The organism is Rhizobium sp. S152 (assembly GCF_030380735.1).
In the GTDB taxonomy this organism is placed as follows: domain Bacteria; phylum Pseudomonadota; class Alphaproteobacteria; order Rhizobiales; family Rhizobiaceae; genus Rhizobium.
In genome coordinates this window covers 1-12,822 of sequence record NZ_JAUDRZ010000004.1, presented here as the reverse complement: position 1 = coordinate 12,822, position 12,822 = coordinate 1, and the positions used below count along the sequence as shown (strand labels likewise).

Genomic DNA, 12,822 nt, shown 5'->3' with positions numbered 1-12,822 from the left:
CCGCGAATGCAATTTTCCGACCGATTTTCCATTGCCCTTTTCGTGCCGCTGATGGTGGTCTCGCCGGTCTTCTCGGCTCCGGCACGTGCCGAAGATGTTCCGAAAGTCGCAACGATGACCGTCGCGCTCGAAGACGTCTCACCGAAACACGAATTCGTCGGACGCGTCGAAGCCCTGAACGCTGTCGACATCAGGTCCCGGATCGACGGTTTCATCGACGAACGACTGTTCGAGGAAGGGGCCGTGGTCGACGAGGGGCAGGAGCTCTTTCAGATCGACAGCCGGGCGCTCGACATCGCGCTTGCCGATGCAAACGCCAATCTCGCGCGCGCCAAGGCGACGCTGCTCGACGCCGAGCGACAGATGGTGCGCAACCAGTCCCTCAACCAGACCGTTGCCCGCGCAACGGTCGAACAGAGCGAAACCGCGCGAGACACCGCCGCGGCCAACCTCCAATCCGCGGAAGCCGCCGTAAAGCAGGCAGAGCTCAATCTCAGCTACAGCCGCATCATCTCTCCCTTGAAGGGCCGTATCGGAACTGCGGCCTTCTCCCCCGGCAGCTTCGTGACCACCGCTTCACCTGCATTGGCGCGCGTCGTGCAGATGGATCCCGTCAGGATCGTCTTTTCGGTGAGCGACCGTGCGCTTCTGGATCTTCGGGAAGCCGCGGGCAACGTGAGCAAGGATGAGTTGGCCCAGCGCTATCGAACGCGTCTGAGGCTGTCCAACGGACAAATCTATGCGCAAGACGCACCCATCGCCTTCCTCGGAAACGAGGTCGACGAAGGCACGGGAACGCTCGCGGTCCGTTCGGTCTTTCCAAACGGCGATTTCATTCTGATCCCGGGCCAGTTCGTCACCGTCGTCGTCTCCGAAACCGCGCGGAAGGAGCGTCCCACGGTTCCGCTGGGCGCGGTGCAGCAAGACCGCGAGGGCAAGTACGTCATGCTGGTCACGCCGGAGAAGAAAGCCGAGGAACGCAGGATCAGCGTATCCGAACAAAGAGAGGGAAGCTGGATCGTCGAGGACGGACTGAAAGGTGGTGAAAACGTCATCATCGAGGGGCTCCAGAACGTCACCGAGGGATCCGCAGTCGAGATCATCGCCGACAAGGACGCATCACAGCCGGCGGTGTCGAAATGAACATTTCCGCTCCATTCATCGGCCGTCCGCGCTTTGCCATGGTGATCGCGGTCGTCATGCTCATCGCCGGCGCGGTCGCGCTTCTGCAAATCCCGGTCGCACAGTTTCCGCAGATTACGCCACCGGAAGTCCAGGTCACCGCCAGCTACCCGGGGGCAAACGCGCAAGTGATGACCGACAGCGTCGGCGCACCGATCGAAGAGCAGGTGAACGGCGTCGAAGGCATGATGTATATGTCCTCGTCGAGCTCCGACAACGGCACCTACAGCCTGACCGTCACTTTCGAGGCCGGGACCGATCCTGCCATCGCCCAGGTCAACGTCCAGAACCGGCTCGCGCTTGCGACCCCCCGCCTTCCCGCCGCCGTGACGCAGGCGGGCGTGACGGTGCGCAGCCGCTCGTCCAGCATGCTGCTCGGTCTGGCGCTCTATTCGCCGAAAGGCACGCGAGACGAAGTCTTCATCAGCAACTACGCGACGATCAACATTCGTGACGCCATCTCCCGCCTTCCCGGCGTTGGTGAAGCTGCGGTGTTCGGGCCGACCTACAGCATGCGCATCTGGATGAAGCCGGATCGCATGGAGGCGCTTGGCGTCACCGCCGCCGATCTCATGTCGGTCATTCAGGCGCAGAATGCCCAGGCATCAGCAGGACAGATCGGCTCACCGCCGGCGATGACCGGGCAGCAATTGCAGCTTACGGTGACGGCGCGCGGACGGCTGGCCGATGCTGCCGAGTTCGGCAACATCATCGTTCGCAGCAACCGAGACGGCGGCGTTGTCCGGCTGCGCGACGTCGCGCGCGTGGAGCTCGGCGCCCAGTCCTACGACACGGCCTCGACGCTGAACGGCCGTCCCAGCGCGACCGTGGTCGTCTATCAGGCATCCGACGCCAATGCGCTCGCGGTCTCGAACGCCGTGCTCGGCGAAGTCGAGCGGCTTTCCAAGCAATTCCCCGATGACGTCGCCTATACGCTCGTCTTCGACACGACCTCCTTCGTGCGGGAAACCATCCGCGAAATCTTCGTGACGCTCGCCATCACATTCGTGCTCGTCGTGGCGGTGGTCTTCGCCTTCCTGCAGGACTGGCGCGCAACGGTCATCCCCACGCTGACGATCCCGGTCTCCCTGATCGGCGGCTTCGCCGTTCTCTATCTGCTCGGCTATTCGGCGAATACGATCACGCTCTTCGCCGTCATCCTGGCGATCAGCCTCGTGGTTGATGACGCCATCATCGTCGTCGAGAACGTCCAGAGACTGATGAGTGAGAAGGGATTGGATATTCGCGAGGCGACGCTCGCGACCATGCAGCAGGTCACCGGGCCGATCGTCGCCACCACGCTGGTTCTCGCGGCGCTCTTCGTCCCGGTGGCGTTCCTGGCCGGGATCACCGGCGAACTCTACCGCCAGTTCGCCGTCACCATCCTCGTGACGGTGGTCTTTTCGACAGTCAACGCGCTGACGCTTAGCCCGGCGCTCTGCGTGCTGATCCTGAGACCAGCCCCTGAACGCAAGACGGGCCTTTTCGGCCGGATGAACAGCGGCCTGGAGGCCTCCCGCCGCTTCTATCTCGGGCTGTTTACGATGTTTGCCAGGCGGCTTGTGTTGGCCGGCGTGCTCTTCGTCGCCGTTATCGGCGGCATTTACGGGTTCTACCGCGTCCTCCCCACCGGCTTCGTGCCCGCCGAGGACCAGGGATACCTGTTCATGAACGTCCAGCTGCCGAATGCGGCCTCGCTGGAGAGAACGCAGCAGACGATCGCGCAAGTCAGCGCGCTTCTGCAGCAGACGCCCGGGATCGCCAATACGATCGGCATCGCCGGCGTCAGCATGGTGGGCGGCGGCGGCTCGAACAGCGGCATGATCATTTCCGCGCTGGAGCCATGGAGCGAGCGCCCCACCGAGCAGAGCGCCTTCGCGCTCATCGCCAAGCTACGCCCGCAACTGGCGGCCATCTCGACGGCATCGATCGTGCCTTTCAATCCGCCAGCGATCCCCGGCCTCGGCACGACAGGCGGCTTCGACTTCCGCCTCCAGGCACGTGCCGGCCAGAGCCAGCAGGCGCTGGCCGAGGTCATGCGCGACCTGATCATCCAGGCGAACCGAACGCCCGGTCTTGCCGGCGTGTTCAGCACCTTCTCCGCCGACGTGCCGCAGGTCTATCTCGACATCGACCGGAAGCGCGCCGACCTCTACGGCGTTTCCCCGGCGGCGATCTTCAGTACATTGCAGGCCCATCTCGGATCCGCCTATGTCGACGACTTCAACATCTTCTCGCGGGTGTATCAGGTGCGGCTGCAGGACGAGCCCGCCTACCGTCAGCGCGTCGACGACATCCAGCGCCTGCGCGTGCGCAGCCAGTCCGGCGCGCTCGTTCCGCTTCAGAGCATGATTTCCATTGAGACGATTTATGGGCCGAGCTCGGTCAACCGCTACAACTTGTTTTCATCGGCCTCGATCAACGGCCAGGCGGCTGCCGGCACCAGCTCCGGCCAGGCCCTTGCCATCATGGGCAACCTCGCCAATGAAACGATGCCTGATGGCTTTGGCTTCGAATGGACCGGGCTTGCACTTCAGGAGCAGCAATCCGGCAACGAGACAGTGATCATTCTCATCGCCGGCATCGTCTTCACCTATCTCTTCCTTGTCGCGCAATATGAAAGCTGGAGCGTGCCTCTTGCCGTCATGCTGTCAGTCGCGGTCGCGGTCGTCGGCGCTCTTGGCGCCCTCGTTGTTGGCGGCATCGACCTCAACATCTACGCCCAGATCGGCATGCTGTTGCTGATCGGCCTTGCGGCCAAGAATGCGATCCTGATCGTCGAATTCGCCAAGGAGCGCCGCGAGGAGGGAATGAGCACGCTGGATGCAGCCTCCGAAGCCACGTCCCAGCGGTTCAGGCCCGTGTTGATGACCGCGCTCGCCTCGATTTTGGGCGTCGTGCCGCTGGTGGTCGCGACAGGCGCTGGAGCAGGCAGCCGCCAGGCGATCGGCGCCACCGTTCTCGGCGGCCTGCTTCTCGGCACGGTTCTTGGGTTGGTCGTGATCCCGGTTCTCTACCTTGTCGTTCAGACCGTTCGGGAAACGCTCAAGCAACGGCTGTTCGGCGTTGCCCCCGATCCGGTCACCAACGTTGCCGCTGAATAGAGATCGCCGTCGCCTCTACCCTGCCCTGCCGTCCTCGGGAGCAGCGGGCTCCCCCGCCGGCGCCGGCTCGAGTGACTTGAATGCCCCCTGCCCCAGCAGCATGAGCCAGGTCACGAGGACGAAGGTGGAAGTCAGGACCGGCATTCCGATCGGCTTGAGGAAAATCGCGACGGACGCCCAGAGCCAGCTGGAGATGACGGCGCCGAAGACCGCGTAGAGCAGGCTTCGCCAGGTCAGCACCAGGAAGACCCCGCCCAGCGCCATCGCTGTCAGCGCGGAATTATAGCCGAAGAGGCCGTCGCGAACCGCGCCCTCGGGACCGCCATAGATGGCCGCCACCAGCGTGCCGACCACCGCGCCAAGCAGGCCCATCGCGGCGCTGATGCGGGAGTTCAAGGCAATTGCGATCACGATGAGATAGCCGGAGATCCAGTTGTCCTGGAAGAATATTTGCCCGATCGAGGTTCCGATCCCCTCATACCAGGTCGCAAAAACATAAGGCACCGCTTCGGAAAACTGTTCGGGCGACACGGGCTTGGCCATCGGCCCGGCATCGATCGCGTCGAATTTCAGCACCGCGAACAGAAACAGCCATCCGACCAGAACGAAAGGCATCGTCAGGGGCGCGGTCTTGTAGGGCGCCAGAACCGCGCCCATGCTGGCAAAAGCCATGGTCGTGAAGGCGGCGGCGCAAACGAGATAGACGACCATGGCAACGGACGGGATGGCACCTGTGCGAAAATCCTCGCTGGTGAAGGCGACAAGCGCCAGCCCGACCAGAGCACCGTTGAAACCGTAGAGCCCGTCACGCATCACCGCCCTGTCGGCCTTGAGAACAAGCGCGGTCGCCGTGCTGGCAATGACGCCGAGAACGCAGATCGCGGCATAGATCCATGAGTTCCACGCAAGTGCTGCGAGGATGACGAGGCCCGAGAGCGGATTGTTCTGAAAGACGACCTGGCCCACGCCGCGCAGCGACCAATCCACGAAGAACAAGGATGGATGATCACGGAAACGATCCAAATTCATTGATCTCAGCTCCTTCGGCTCGGCCCGGAAGCGATAGCGTGCCTCGTTCCCGCGGCGTGTTGGTCCGGCCCGGGCGCGACCTCACGCCCGAGCTGTAGGCTTCCTAGAAGAGGAAGTATCGCTGCGACATCGGCAACACATCCGCCGGCTCGCAGGTGATCAACTGGCCATCGACGCGCACATTGTAGTTTTGCGGGTCGACCTCCAGCTTCGGCGTCAGATTGTTGTGCACCATGTCCTTCTTGCGCACCGTCCGCATGCCTTTGACGGCCGCGAGCTGCTTGGAGAGCTTCAGCTTTTCGCCGATCCCGTCGTCGAGCGCGGCCTGCGAGACGAAGGTGACGCCCGTCGAGCCGAGCGCCCTTCCGAGCACCCCGTACATCGGCCGGTAGTGAACCGGCTGCGGCGTGGAGATCGACGCGTTGGGATCGCCCATCGGAGCGATCGCGATCATGCCACCGATCAGGACCAGCTGCGGCTTGATCCCGAAGAACGCCGGCTTCCACAGCACGAGATCGGCGCGCTTGCCGACGTGGACAGAGCCGATCTCATGCGCAAAGCCATGTGTCAGAGCCGGGTTGATCGTGTACTTGGCGACGTAGCGCTTGACGCGGAAATTGTCGTTGCGCCCACTGTCTTCAGGCAGCGGACCGCGCTGCACCTTCATCTTGTGCGCCGTCTGCCAGCAACGCAGCGTCGTCTCGCCGATACGGCCCATCGCCTGCGAATCCGACGACATCATCGAAAACACGCCGAGGTCGTGGAGAATGTCTTCGGCCGCAATCGTCTCGCGCCGGATGCGCGACTCCGCGAATGCGACGTCTTCCGGAATTTGCGGGCTGAGATGGTGGCAGACCATCAGCATGTCGAGGTGCTCGTCGACCGTGTTGATGGTGTAGGGCCTTGTCGGGTTGGTGGACGATGGGAGGACATTCTCCTCGCCCGCCGCCGTGATGATATCAGGCGCGTGGCCGCCGCCGGCGCCCTCGGTGTGGAAGCTGTGGATCGTGCGTCCTTTCATGGCCGCGAAGGTGTCGCGTACGAAGCCGCTCTCGTTGAGCGTATCGCTGTGAAGCGCGACCTGAACGTCCATCTCGTCGGCAACCGTCAGGCAATTGTCGATCGCCGCCGGCGTCGTGCCCCAGTCCTCGTGAAGCTTCAAGCCGACGACGCCGGCGCGGACCTGCTCGCGCAGCGGGTCGGGCAGGCTGACATTGCCTTTTCCGAGCAGCCCGACATTGATCGGCAGCGCTTCCGCCGCCTCCAGCATGCGATGGATCGCCCAGGGACCGGCCGTCACCGTGGTCGCGAGCGTGCCGACGGTCGGGCCGGCGCCGCCGCCAACGAGCGTCGTCGTGCCGCTCGCCAGCGCTTCTTCCGCCTGCTGCGGCGCAATGAAGTGGATGTGCGTATCGATCCCGCCGGCGGTAAGGATCTTGCCTTCTCCCGCGATCACATCCGTCGCGCCGCCGACAATGATGTTGACGCCCGGCTGGATATCGGGATTGCCCGATTTGCCGATCCCGGAGATCCGCCCGTCCTTGATGCCTACATCGGCTTTGATGATGCCCCAGTAGTCGATGATGATGACATTGGTGATGACGACGTCGGCGACCTCGGCGTAGGGGCGCTGCCCCTGCCCCATGCCGTCGCGGATGACCTTGCCGCCGCCGAAGGTCACTTCCTCACCGTAAACGGTACGGTCTTCCTCGATCTCGATAACGAGTTCGGTATCGGCCAGCCGAAGCCTGTCGCCCTTGGTGGGGCCGTAGAGATCGGCATAGGTCTGCCTTGTGATCGTTGCCATCATAGCCTCCTACAGCTTGCCCATGACCTTGGCGTTGAACCCGTAGACCTCACGCTTGCCGTCGAGCGCCACGAGCTCCACGGTTCGCTCCTGGCCCGGCTCGAAACGGACCGCCGTGCCCGCCGGAATGTTCAGCCGAAAGCCGCGCGCGGCCTCGCGGTCGAACAGCAGCGCCTCGTTGGTCTCGTAGAAATGATAGTGCGACCCCACCTGTATGGGCCTGTCGCCGGAGTTCGCGACATCGACCTTGCGGGTCTGACGGTCGGCATTGAGCTCGATGGAGCCATCCTCGATAAAATATTCTCCCGGAATCATGGCTGCCTCCTATGGAATCGGGTTGTGGACGGTGACGAGCTTCGTTCCGTCGGGAAAAGTCGCCTCGACCTGAATGTCGTGGATCATCTCCGGCACGCCTTCCATGACCTCTTCGCGGGTCAGCAATGTCGCGCCGTAAGACATCAGGTCGGCGACCGTGCGCCCCTCGCGGGCGCCCTCCAGCAGCGCTGCCGAGATATAGGCCACGACCTCGGGATAGTTCAGCTTAAGGCCCTTTGCCTTGCGTCGCTCGGCGAGCAGGCCGGCCGTGAAGATCAGCAGTTTGTCCTTTTCACGCGGTAGCAGTTCCATGGGTTTACCCTCATCGTTTCTGATTCACGTTGCCCAGATGCGGGGAGCGATGGCTTTCTTCATGAGACCGCGCTCGCGAAGAATGCTCCACGCCTGGAGGAAAAGTGCCTTGCCTTCCGACATGCGTTGGCCGAGGTAGCGGCAGACGATCACCCGTTCGAGCTGGCTCACGGAAAAAACCCCGTGTGCATCGGTGCCGAGCTGGTCGCGGATATATGTGACGGTGTTCTCGAGCGCTGGCCCGGCATAGACCATCGTTCCGACGATCGGTCGCCCGGCGAAGAAGACCGGCGCGTCCAGCACCTCCGGCGCATGCGAGAACGCCACGCGCTCGAACCAGATGAGCTTTCCGTCTCGAAACACTTCGACGCGCTGCCGCAGTCTCCCGCTCGTGAAGCGCTCGCCGGCGGCGGGCCGGCCGAGACTGATGAAATCCCACCCCGCATAGGCAGCGTTCTCCGCGAGATCGACGCGCGTGCTGATCGAGGCGTCCGCCCCTTCGAACAGGATGGTCTCCTGCGGCAGGTTCTCGCAGATCGCATCGGCGCCGACGTCGATTCTCGTACGCTGCACGCTCTCGCCGGCCTCGCTGCGGTAGAATTTCGTTGCGCCGGGTGTCGTGAGGACGCAGCGTGCCGACGGCTCGAGGTGGCAGTTGATATCGAGAACGTCGCCGCCGGCCACGCCGCCGGGCGGATGCAGGATGTAGACATGTGCCGCGCCGTCGCCTTCAGGATGGAAGGCGCGCTGCACCGCAAGCGGTCCGCAGTGCCGCCTGCGCATGAGCCTCGTCTTCCCGTGCGACGGCGCGAACCACAAGTCCAGCTCTGCATGCCACCCACTCATCCCATGCGCTCCACTTCTCCCTATGCCGATTACGGCTCGAACCAGACATCGCTTCGGGGCATTTCCCCCGGCAACGAATCCGACAAGATCAATCAGACCGCCCTTCGCCGACCCCGGCGGCATGGTGTCCCGACTGACCGCGCTCCCTGTCGCTGCGCGTCTCTTCCGAAAGATGATGTGAACTGGCGGTCAACTTCATGGCGCCCGCCAAAAGCAGCGCCGACACCGGAAGCACCAATGCCTCCCACTGCGGAGGCGTTTGCGCTTCCCCCACCTGGGCCGCGAAGTGCACGACCAGATAGAGGATGATCATCTGGAAGAAGAGGTTCTTCAGTTCCGCGACCGTATCGATGATCATCCATTGCGGCAGCCTAGACCGCTGTTCCGGCGGGATATCGAGCGCAAACCCAAGCGCGATGCCGCACCCGACCACCATCAGGACGATGCCGAGCAGGATCTTGTCGGTCGCTCGCAAGACCGCAACGATAACGGACATATCCGGATCGAGACGTGCCATCCGGAAACTGTCCCAGAGCATCAGGATCGCTTCCCAGAACATCAGGAAAGCGCCGAACAGCACACCGGCAGCCGCAAGGATCAGAACCGACCGGAGACCGCGGAACAAGGAAACCAATGCACTGCCCTCCCTGGTTTGTTCGAGTGTTCGAATAGTTTTGCTGCTCGGCGCCAACGCGCCTAGGAGCGAAACAGCCGGCTGTATTGCGTCTCGTGCCATGCGCTCGCCATCGCCATCGCCGGCGCGGCATTGCCGATGTCGTCATCCCCCGTGGCTTCCGCCTTTCGGGCCGCCCGCTCGATGATCTCCGCCGCCGCGATGAGGAGACGCTGGCCGGAGGTATGTCCGAGGGGAACCAGCCGGATGGCGGCCGAGACCTGCGCCTCCACGGTGCTCCACAACAGCCCGCGCAGCGCATCGGCCGCCGGGATGTTCCAGTGACTGGCCGCAAGAGCGAAGGCCGCCGGGTAGGTCAACCGCGTGTCCCTGAAGGGCAAAGCACCAACGACGCCGAGGTCACAAAGCACCTTGACCATCGCCCCGGCCATCTGCTTGTCCTCGAATTCCAGCTCCCGGCTCTCCCGCGCCGCCGACAGCCATGCGTCTGCCTTGAGGAACGCCGCCGGGTCGCCGTCCTTCAACGCCTGAGCCATGCGCAGGAAGAGCGCCGCGTCGCAGACCGCGTAGCTGTGCTCGATGAAGCCGAATATCCAGGCGGAGGCGGTCGCCTCGTCGCGAACGATCCTGTCGTGGGTAGCCCATTCGAGCCCGCGCGAATACGCGAACGCGCCGACCGGCTGGCTTGGGCTGACCAGCCGCAAGAGCTGAATGGGCAGGCCGACGGATGTCTGTTGCGACGTCACCTAACTCTCCCGGTACGAAGCGGAAGCCCGGCACGAAGCGCGGGCCCGCGGCATCCCATGCATCGGCAAGCGGGCCGGAATTCAGCCCGCGAGCAACAACACGCCCCCCAGCGCGGTGGCGCCGCCGGCAACGCGCAAAGCCGTCGTGCCCCGTGTCAGGCGTCCGACGGCGATACCGGCACCGATGCCCACCGCATGCAGCAGCATCGTCGCAGCGGCGAACCCGGCGCCGAAAACCGCAGCGCTCTCTCCGGCGAACTCGGTGCCATGCGCATGCCCGTGGAAAAACGCGAAACCGCCGACGACAAGGCCGACGAGCACCGGCGACGTCGGGCGGGCGACCAGAACCGACAGGCCGATGACGATCGACGAGGCCAGAATCATCGGCTCGACCAGAGGCACCTGCACGCCGGCAAGCGCCGCGATGAAACCGAGCAGCATGACCGCGACGAAGGTCGCGGGAAGGGCGATGAGCGCGCGGCCTCCGAGCATCGCCGCCGCCAGACCGACCGCGATCATCGCGAGAAGATGATCGGCGCCCGAAAGTGGATGCAGGAACCCCGAGACCAGCGTGGCGTGGTCGCCGTGACCGACATGCGCGAATGCCGGCGTGCCTGTCATCAGCAGCGGGACGAGGATGAGAGCGGACACTTTCTTCATGACACAGCCTCCTTGCTGTTCGAGTAGAAACCCTTGAAATCGGCCAGACATCCCGCGCGCGTCCGGCAATCCGTCCGGCGCCGCGCCTTGAAGTCCGGTCGGGCGTTCGGCCCGCCGCGGCCTGCTCAGAAGGAGCCGAACATCGACCCCAGCACGAAGACCGCCACAAGCGAGATGATGACGCCGACAATCACCGTCATCACCATGTCGAAATAGCTTCCCGCGTGCGTCTGCTTGCTGATCTGCAAAAGCAGCAGCACGGTGCCGTTGTGCGGCAGGGCATCGAGCGTGCCGGCGCTGATGGTCGTCAGGCGATGCATCAGCGCGGGATCGATGCCGTGTTCCGCCGCCATGCGCATATATTCCCCGCCGAGCGCGTTGAGCGCGATCGCCATGCCTCCCGACGCGGTGCCTGTCAGCCCCGCCAGCGCGTTCATCGCGACCACGAGCGACACCAGGGGCCCGCCCGGGATCTGCAGGACAGCGTCGCGCACGACATTGAACGCCGGCATGGCCGCCACGACGGCGCCGAAGCCGACCAGGCTCGCAACCGTCATGATCGGCAGGACGGCAGAGTTCGCGCCGGCATCGAGACTTTCGCGCAACCCTCCCAGCCGGCCATAATTCACCGCGATGACGGCTATGATCGCCGCCGCGAGCGCGATGAGAACCGCCCACACGCCAAGCGTCGAGGTTATGCTGATCCCGAGCAGGGCCTCGGCCCGGGAAAAGTCGATTCTCGGCAACACCACCAGGGCCATCAGGAAGTTGACGAAGATGACGACGATCAGAGGCAGGATCGCATAGGCGAAACTCGGTGCGCTGTCGCTTTTTTGGCCATGGGTCAACTCGTTCGGATCGAAGTCGCCGGATGTCGTTGCCTGCTCGCGGACCTTTTCGCTGATGACGACGGGCGTTTCTCCATCATCGACATATCCCTCTCCGGCGGCACGTGCCTTCTGCTCGATGCGCGCCAGCCACCACATGCCGAAAACGAAGGTGATGATCGAGGCGATGATGCCAAGGCCGGGTGCCGCGAAGGTGGTCGTGCCGAAGTAGGGCATCGGAATGGCGTTGTTGGTCGATGGCGTGCCGGGCATCGCCGACATGGTAAAGGTAAAGGCGCCGAGGCCGATCGCCGCCGGCATCAATCTGGCCGGAATGTTCGCCGCGCGAAACATCTCCCGCGCCATGGGCACGAGCACGAAGAAGGCGACGAACACGCTGACGCCGCCATAGGTGACGACGGCCGATGCCAGCACGACCGAGAGCATGGTTCGCTTGACGCCCAGCCGCTCGGTGAGGAAACGGGCGATCGAGGTGATCGAGCCGCTGTCATCCATCATCTTGCCGAAGATGCCGCCGAGCAGGAACATCGGGAACCATTGCGTCACGAACCGCGCCGTCCCGTTCATGAAGGTCGACGTCCAGTTCGCAAGAAGCGGCTGGCCCGAGATGGCCGCAACGACAAGAGCCGCAGCCGGCGCGAGCAGCAGCACGCTCCATCCGCGATAGGCGAACCACATCAGCAGGCCGAGACCCAGCAGAATTCCAAACAGCCCCATCGCCTCCGCCTCTCGATCCCGCCCTTTTCGGCGGCACGTCGTGCTTCGCAATTCCGGTCAGTCGGCCACCGCGCGAATGAAACGAGACCGGCTTGCCGTGATCATTCCAGGATTTCCATGAACCACGCCCGCCGATGAGTCGACAGGCCGCGCGGGCAAAGTCCCCGCCCGGCGCGAAAAATGGACACCATGCGCACGTCATGGGACGCAGTACCAATCATGAAACAGCACCGCGTTCTAACGGTCGCCCATCCCCGCCTTGCCCCCCCAAACGCCAAAAGCCCCTTGCGGGGCTTTTTGAGTGTCGTTGTGCTTGGAAAGATTGGTTGCGGGGGCAGGATTTGAACCTGCGGCCTTCAGGTTATGAGCCTGACGAGCTACCGGGCTGCTCCACCCCGCGTCCTCTAAGTAAGCCGCTATGCGGCTTATCCGGTGTTGCGCATTCGGCTTTGCCGAATGGCGCGGCGGCGTAACCGCGAAGCGGTTATGCCTTCTGCCGGACGCAAATCCTCTGGATTTGTGTCCTGTAAGGGACGCACCATTATAGATCAGGTGCGTCGAAGTTTCATTCTGTATGTTCGAACCAGCAAAAAGCAAAAGGCCGCTTTCGCGGCCCGATGTT

Annotated in this window: 11 protein-coding genes and 1 tRNA gene; 2 read left to right on the top strand and 10 right to left on the bottom strand. The window is 63.7% G+C overall.

Translation table 11 applies throughout. The annotated features are described in order from the left end of the window. The first annotated feature begins 6 nt into the window (after window positions 1-6). Together QTL95_RS06790 and QTL95_RS06785 are read left to right on the top strand one after the other, a co-directional pair. Window positions 7-1,143, top strand: a complete 1,137-nt coding sequence (locus QTL95_RS06790; RefSeq protein WP_289719222.1) for an efflux RND transporter periplasmic adaptor subunit — start codon at window positions 7-9, stop codon at window positions 1,141-1,143. Then, on the top strand, window positions 1,140-4,286 hold the full coding sequence (locus tag QTL95_RS06785; RefSeq protein ID WP_289719221.1) for an efflux RND transporter permease subunit: 3,147 nt from the start codon (window positions 1,140-1,142) through the stop codon (window positions 4,284-4,286). Before QTL95_RS06790 ends, QTL95_RS06785 begins: the two co-directional genes overlap by 4 nt. Before the next feature lie 15 nt (window positions 4,287-4,301). On the opposite strand, the gene QTL95_RS06780 is transcribed toward QTL95_RS06785, so the two are convergent. The 10 genes from QTL95_RS06780 to QTL95_RS06735 form a co-directional block, all read right to left on the bottom strand. Next, window positions 4,302-5,315 carry an urea transporter gene (locus QTL95_RS06780; protein ID WP_289719220.1) on the bottom strand — a complete coding sequence of 338 codons (1,014 nt, stop codon included), beginning with the start codon at window positions 5,313-5,315 and terminating at the stop codon, window positions 4,302-4,304. A 103-nt stretch (window positions 5,316-5,418) separates the two neighbouring features. Continuing rightward, on the bottom strand, window positions 5,419-7,122 hold the full coding sequence (gene ureC, locus QTL95_RS06775; RefSeq protein ID WP_442981264.1) for an urease subunit alpha: 1,704 nt from the start codon (window positions 7,120-7,122) through the stop codon (window positions 5,419-5,421). A 9-nt stretch (window positions 7,123-7,131) separates the two neighbouring features. Continuing rightward, on the bottom strand, window positions 7,132-7,437 hold the full coding sequence (locus tag QTL95_RS06770) for an urease subunit beta (protein ID WP_289719218.1): 306 nt from the start codon (window positions 7,435-7,437) through the stop codon (window positions 7,132-7,134). A gap of 9 nt (window positions 7,438-7,446) precedes the next feature. Then, window positions 7,447-7,749 (bottom strand): urease subunit gamma, encoded by a 303-nt coding sequence (ureA, locus tag QTL95_RS06765; RefSeq protein WP_289719217.1) that lies wholly within the window; start codon window positions 7,747-7,749, stop codon window positions 7,447-7,449. A gap of 24 nt (window positions 7,750-7,773) precedes the next feature. Then, window positions 7,774-8,532, bottom strand: a complete 759-nt coding sequence (locus QTL95_RS06760) for an urease accessory protein UreD (protein ID WP_289719216.1) — start codon at window positions 8,530-8,532, stop codon at window positions 7,774-7,776. Window positions 8,533-8,683: 151 nt separating this feature from the next. Further along, on the bottom strand, window positions 8,684-9,229 hold the full coding sequence (locus tag QTL95_RS06755) for a YqhA family protein (RefSeq protein ID WP_289719215.1): 546 nt from the start codon (window positions 9,227-9,229) through the stop codon (window positions 8,684-8,686). Window positions 9,230-9,291: 62 nt separating this feature from the next. After that, the gene (locus QTL95_RS06750; protein ID WP_289719214.1) at window positions 9,292-9,975 is read right to left on the bottom strand and encodes an urease accessory protein UreF; all 684 of its coding nucleotides are present in this window, start codon (window positions 9,973-9,975) and stop codon (window positions 9,292-9,294) included. A gap of 81 nt (window positions 9,976-10,056) precedes the next feature. Next, window positions 10,057-10,635 (bottom strand): HupE/UreJ family protein, encoded by a 579-nt coding sequence (locus QTL95_RS06745; RefSeq protein WP_289719213.1) that lies wholly within the window; start codon window positions 10,633-10,635, stop codon window positions 10,057-10,059. Between the two features lie 125 nt (window positions 10,636-10,760). After that, entirely contained in the window at window positions 10,761-12,200 is a 1,440-nt protein-coding gene (locus tag QTL95_RS06740) for a GntP family permease (RefSeq protein ID WP_289719212.1), read from the bottom strand. 323 nt (window positions 12,201-12,523) lie between these two features. Further along, a tRNA-Met gene (locus QTL95_RS06735) sits at window positions 12,524-12,600 on the bottom strand. Window positions 12,601-12,822 lie beyond the last annotated feature (222 nt).

Bases quoted from the DNA above. Each gene is read 5' to 3' on its own strand.
- QTL95_RS06745 (WP_289719213.1), bottom strand. From the start codon at position 10,635: ATGAAGAAAGTGTCCGCTCTCATCCTCGTCCCGCTGCTGATGACAGGC.
- QTL95_RS06760 (WP_289719216.1), bottom strand. From the start codon at position 8,532: ATGCGCAGGCGGCACTGCGGACCGCTTGCGGTGCAGCGCGCCTTCCAT.
- QTL95_RS06790 (WP_289719222.1), top strand. From the start codon at position 7: ATGCAATTTTCCGACCGATTTTCCATTGCCCTTTTCGTGCCGCTGATG.
- ureA (WP_289719217.1), bottom strand. From the start codon at position 7,749: ATGGAACTGCTACCGCGTGAAAAGGACAAACTGCTGATCTTCACGGCC.
- QTL95_RS06770 (WP_289719218.1), bottom strand. From the start codon at position 7,437: ATGATTCCGGGAGAATATTTTATCGAGGATGGCTCCATCGAGCTCAAT.
- QTL95_RS06740 (WP_289719212.1), bottom strand. From the start codon at position 12,200: ATGGGGCTGTTTGGAATTCTGCTGGGTCTCGGCCTGCTGATGTGGTTC.
- QTL95_RS06780 (WP_289719220.1), bottom strand. From the start codon at position 5,315: ATGAATTTGGATCGTTTCCGTGATCATCCATCCTTGTTCTTCGTGGAT.
- QTL95_RS06785 (WP_289719221.1), top strand. From the start codon at position 1,140: ATGAACATTTCCGCTCCATTCATCGGCCGTCCGCGCTTTGCCATGGTG.
- ureC (WP_442981264.1), bottom strand. From the start codon at position 7,122: ATGGCAACGATCACAAGGCAGACCTATGCCGATCTCTACGGCCCCACC.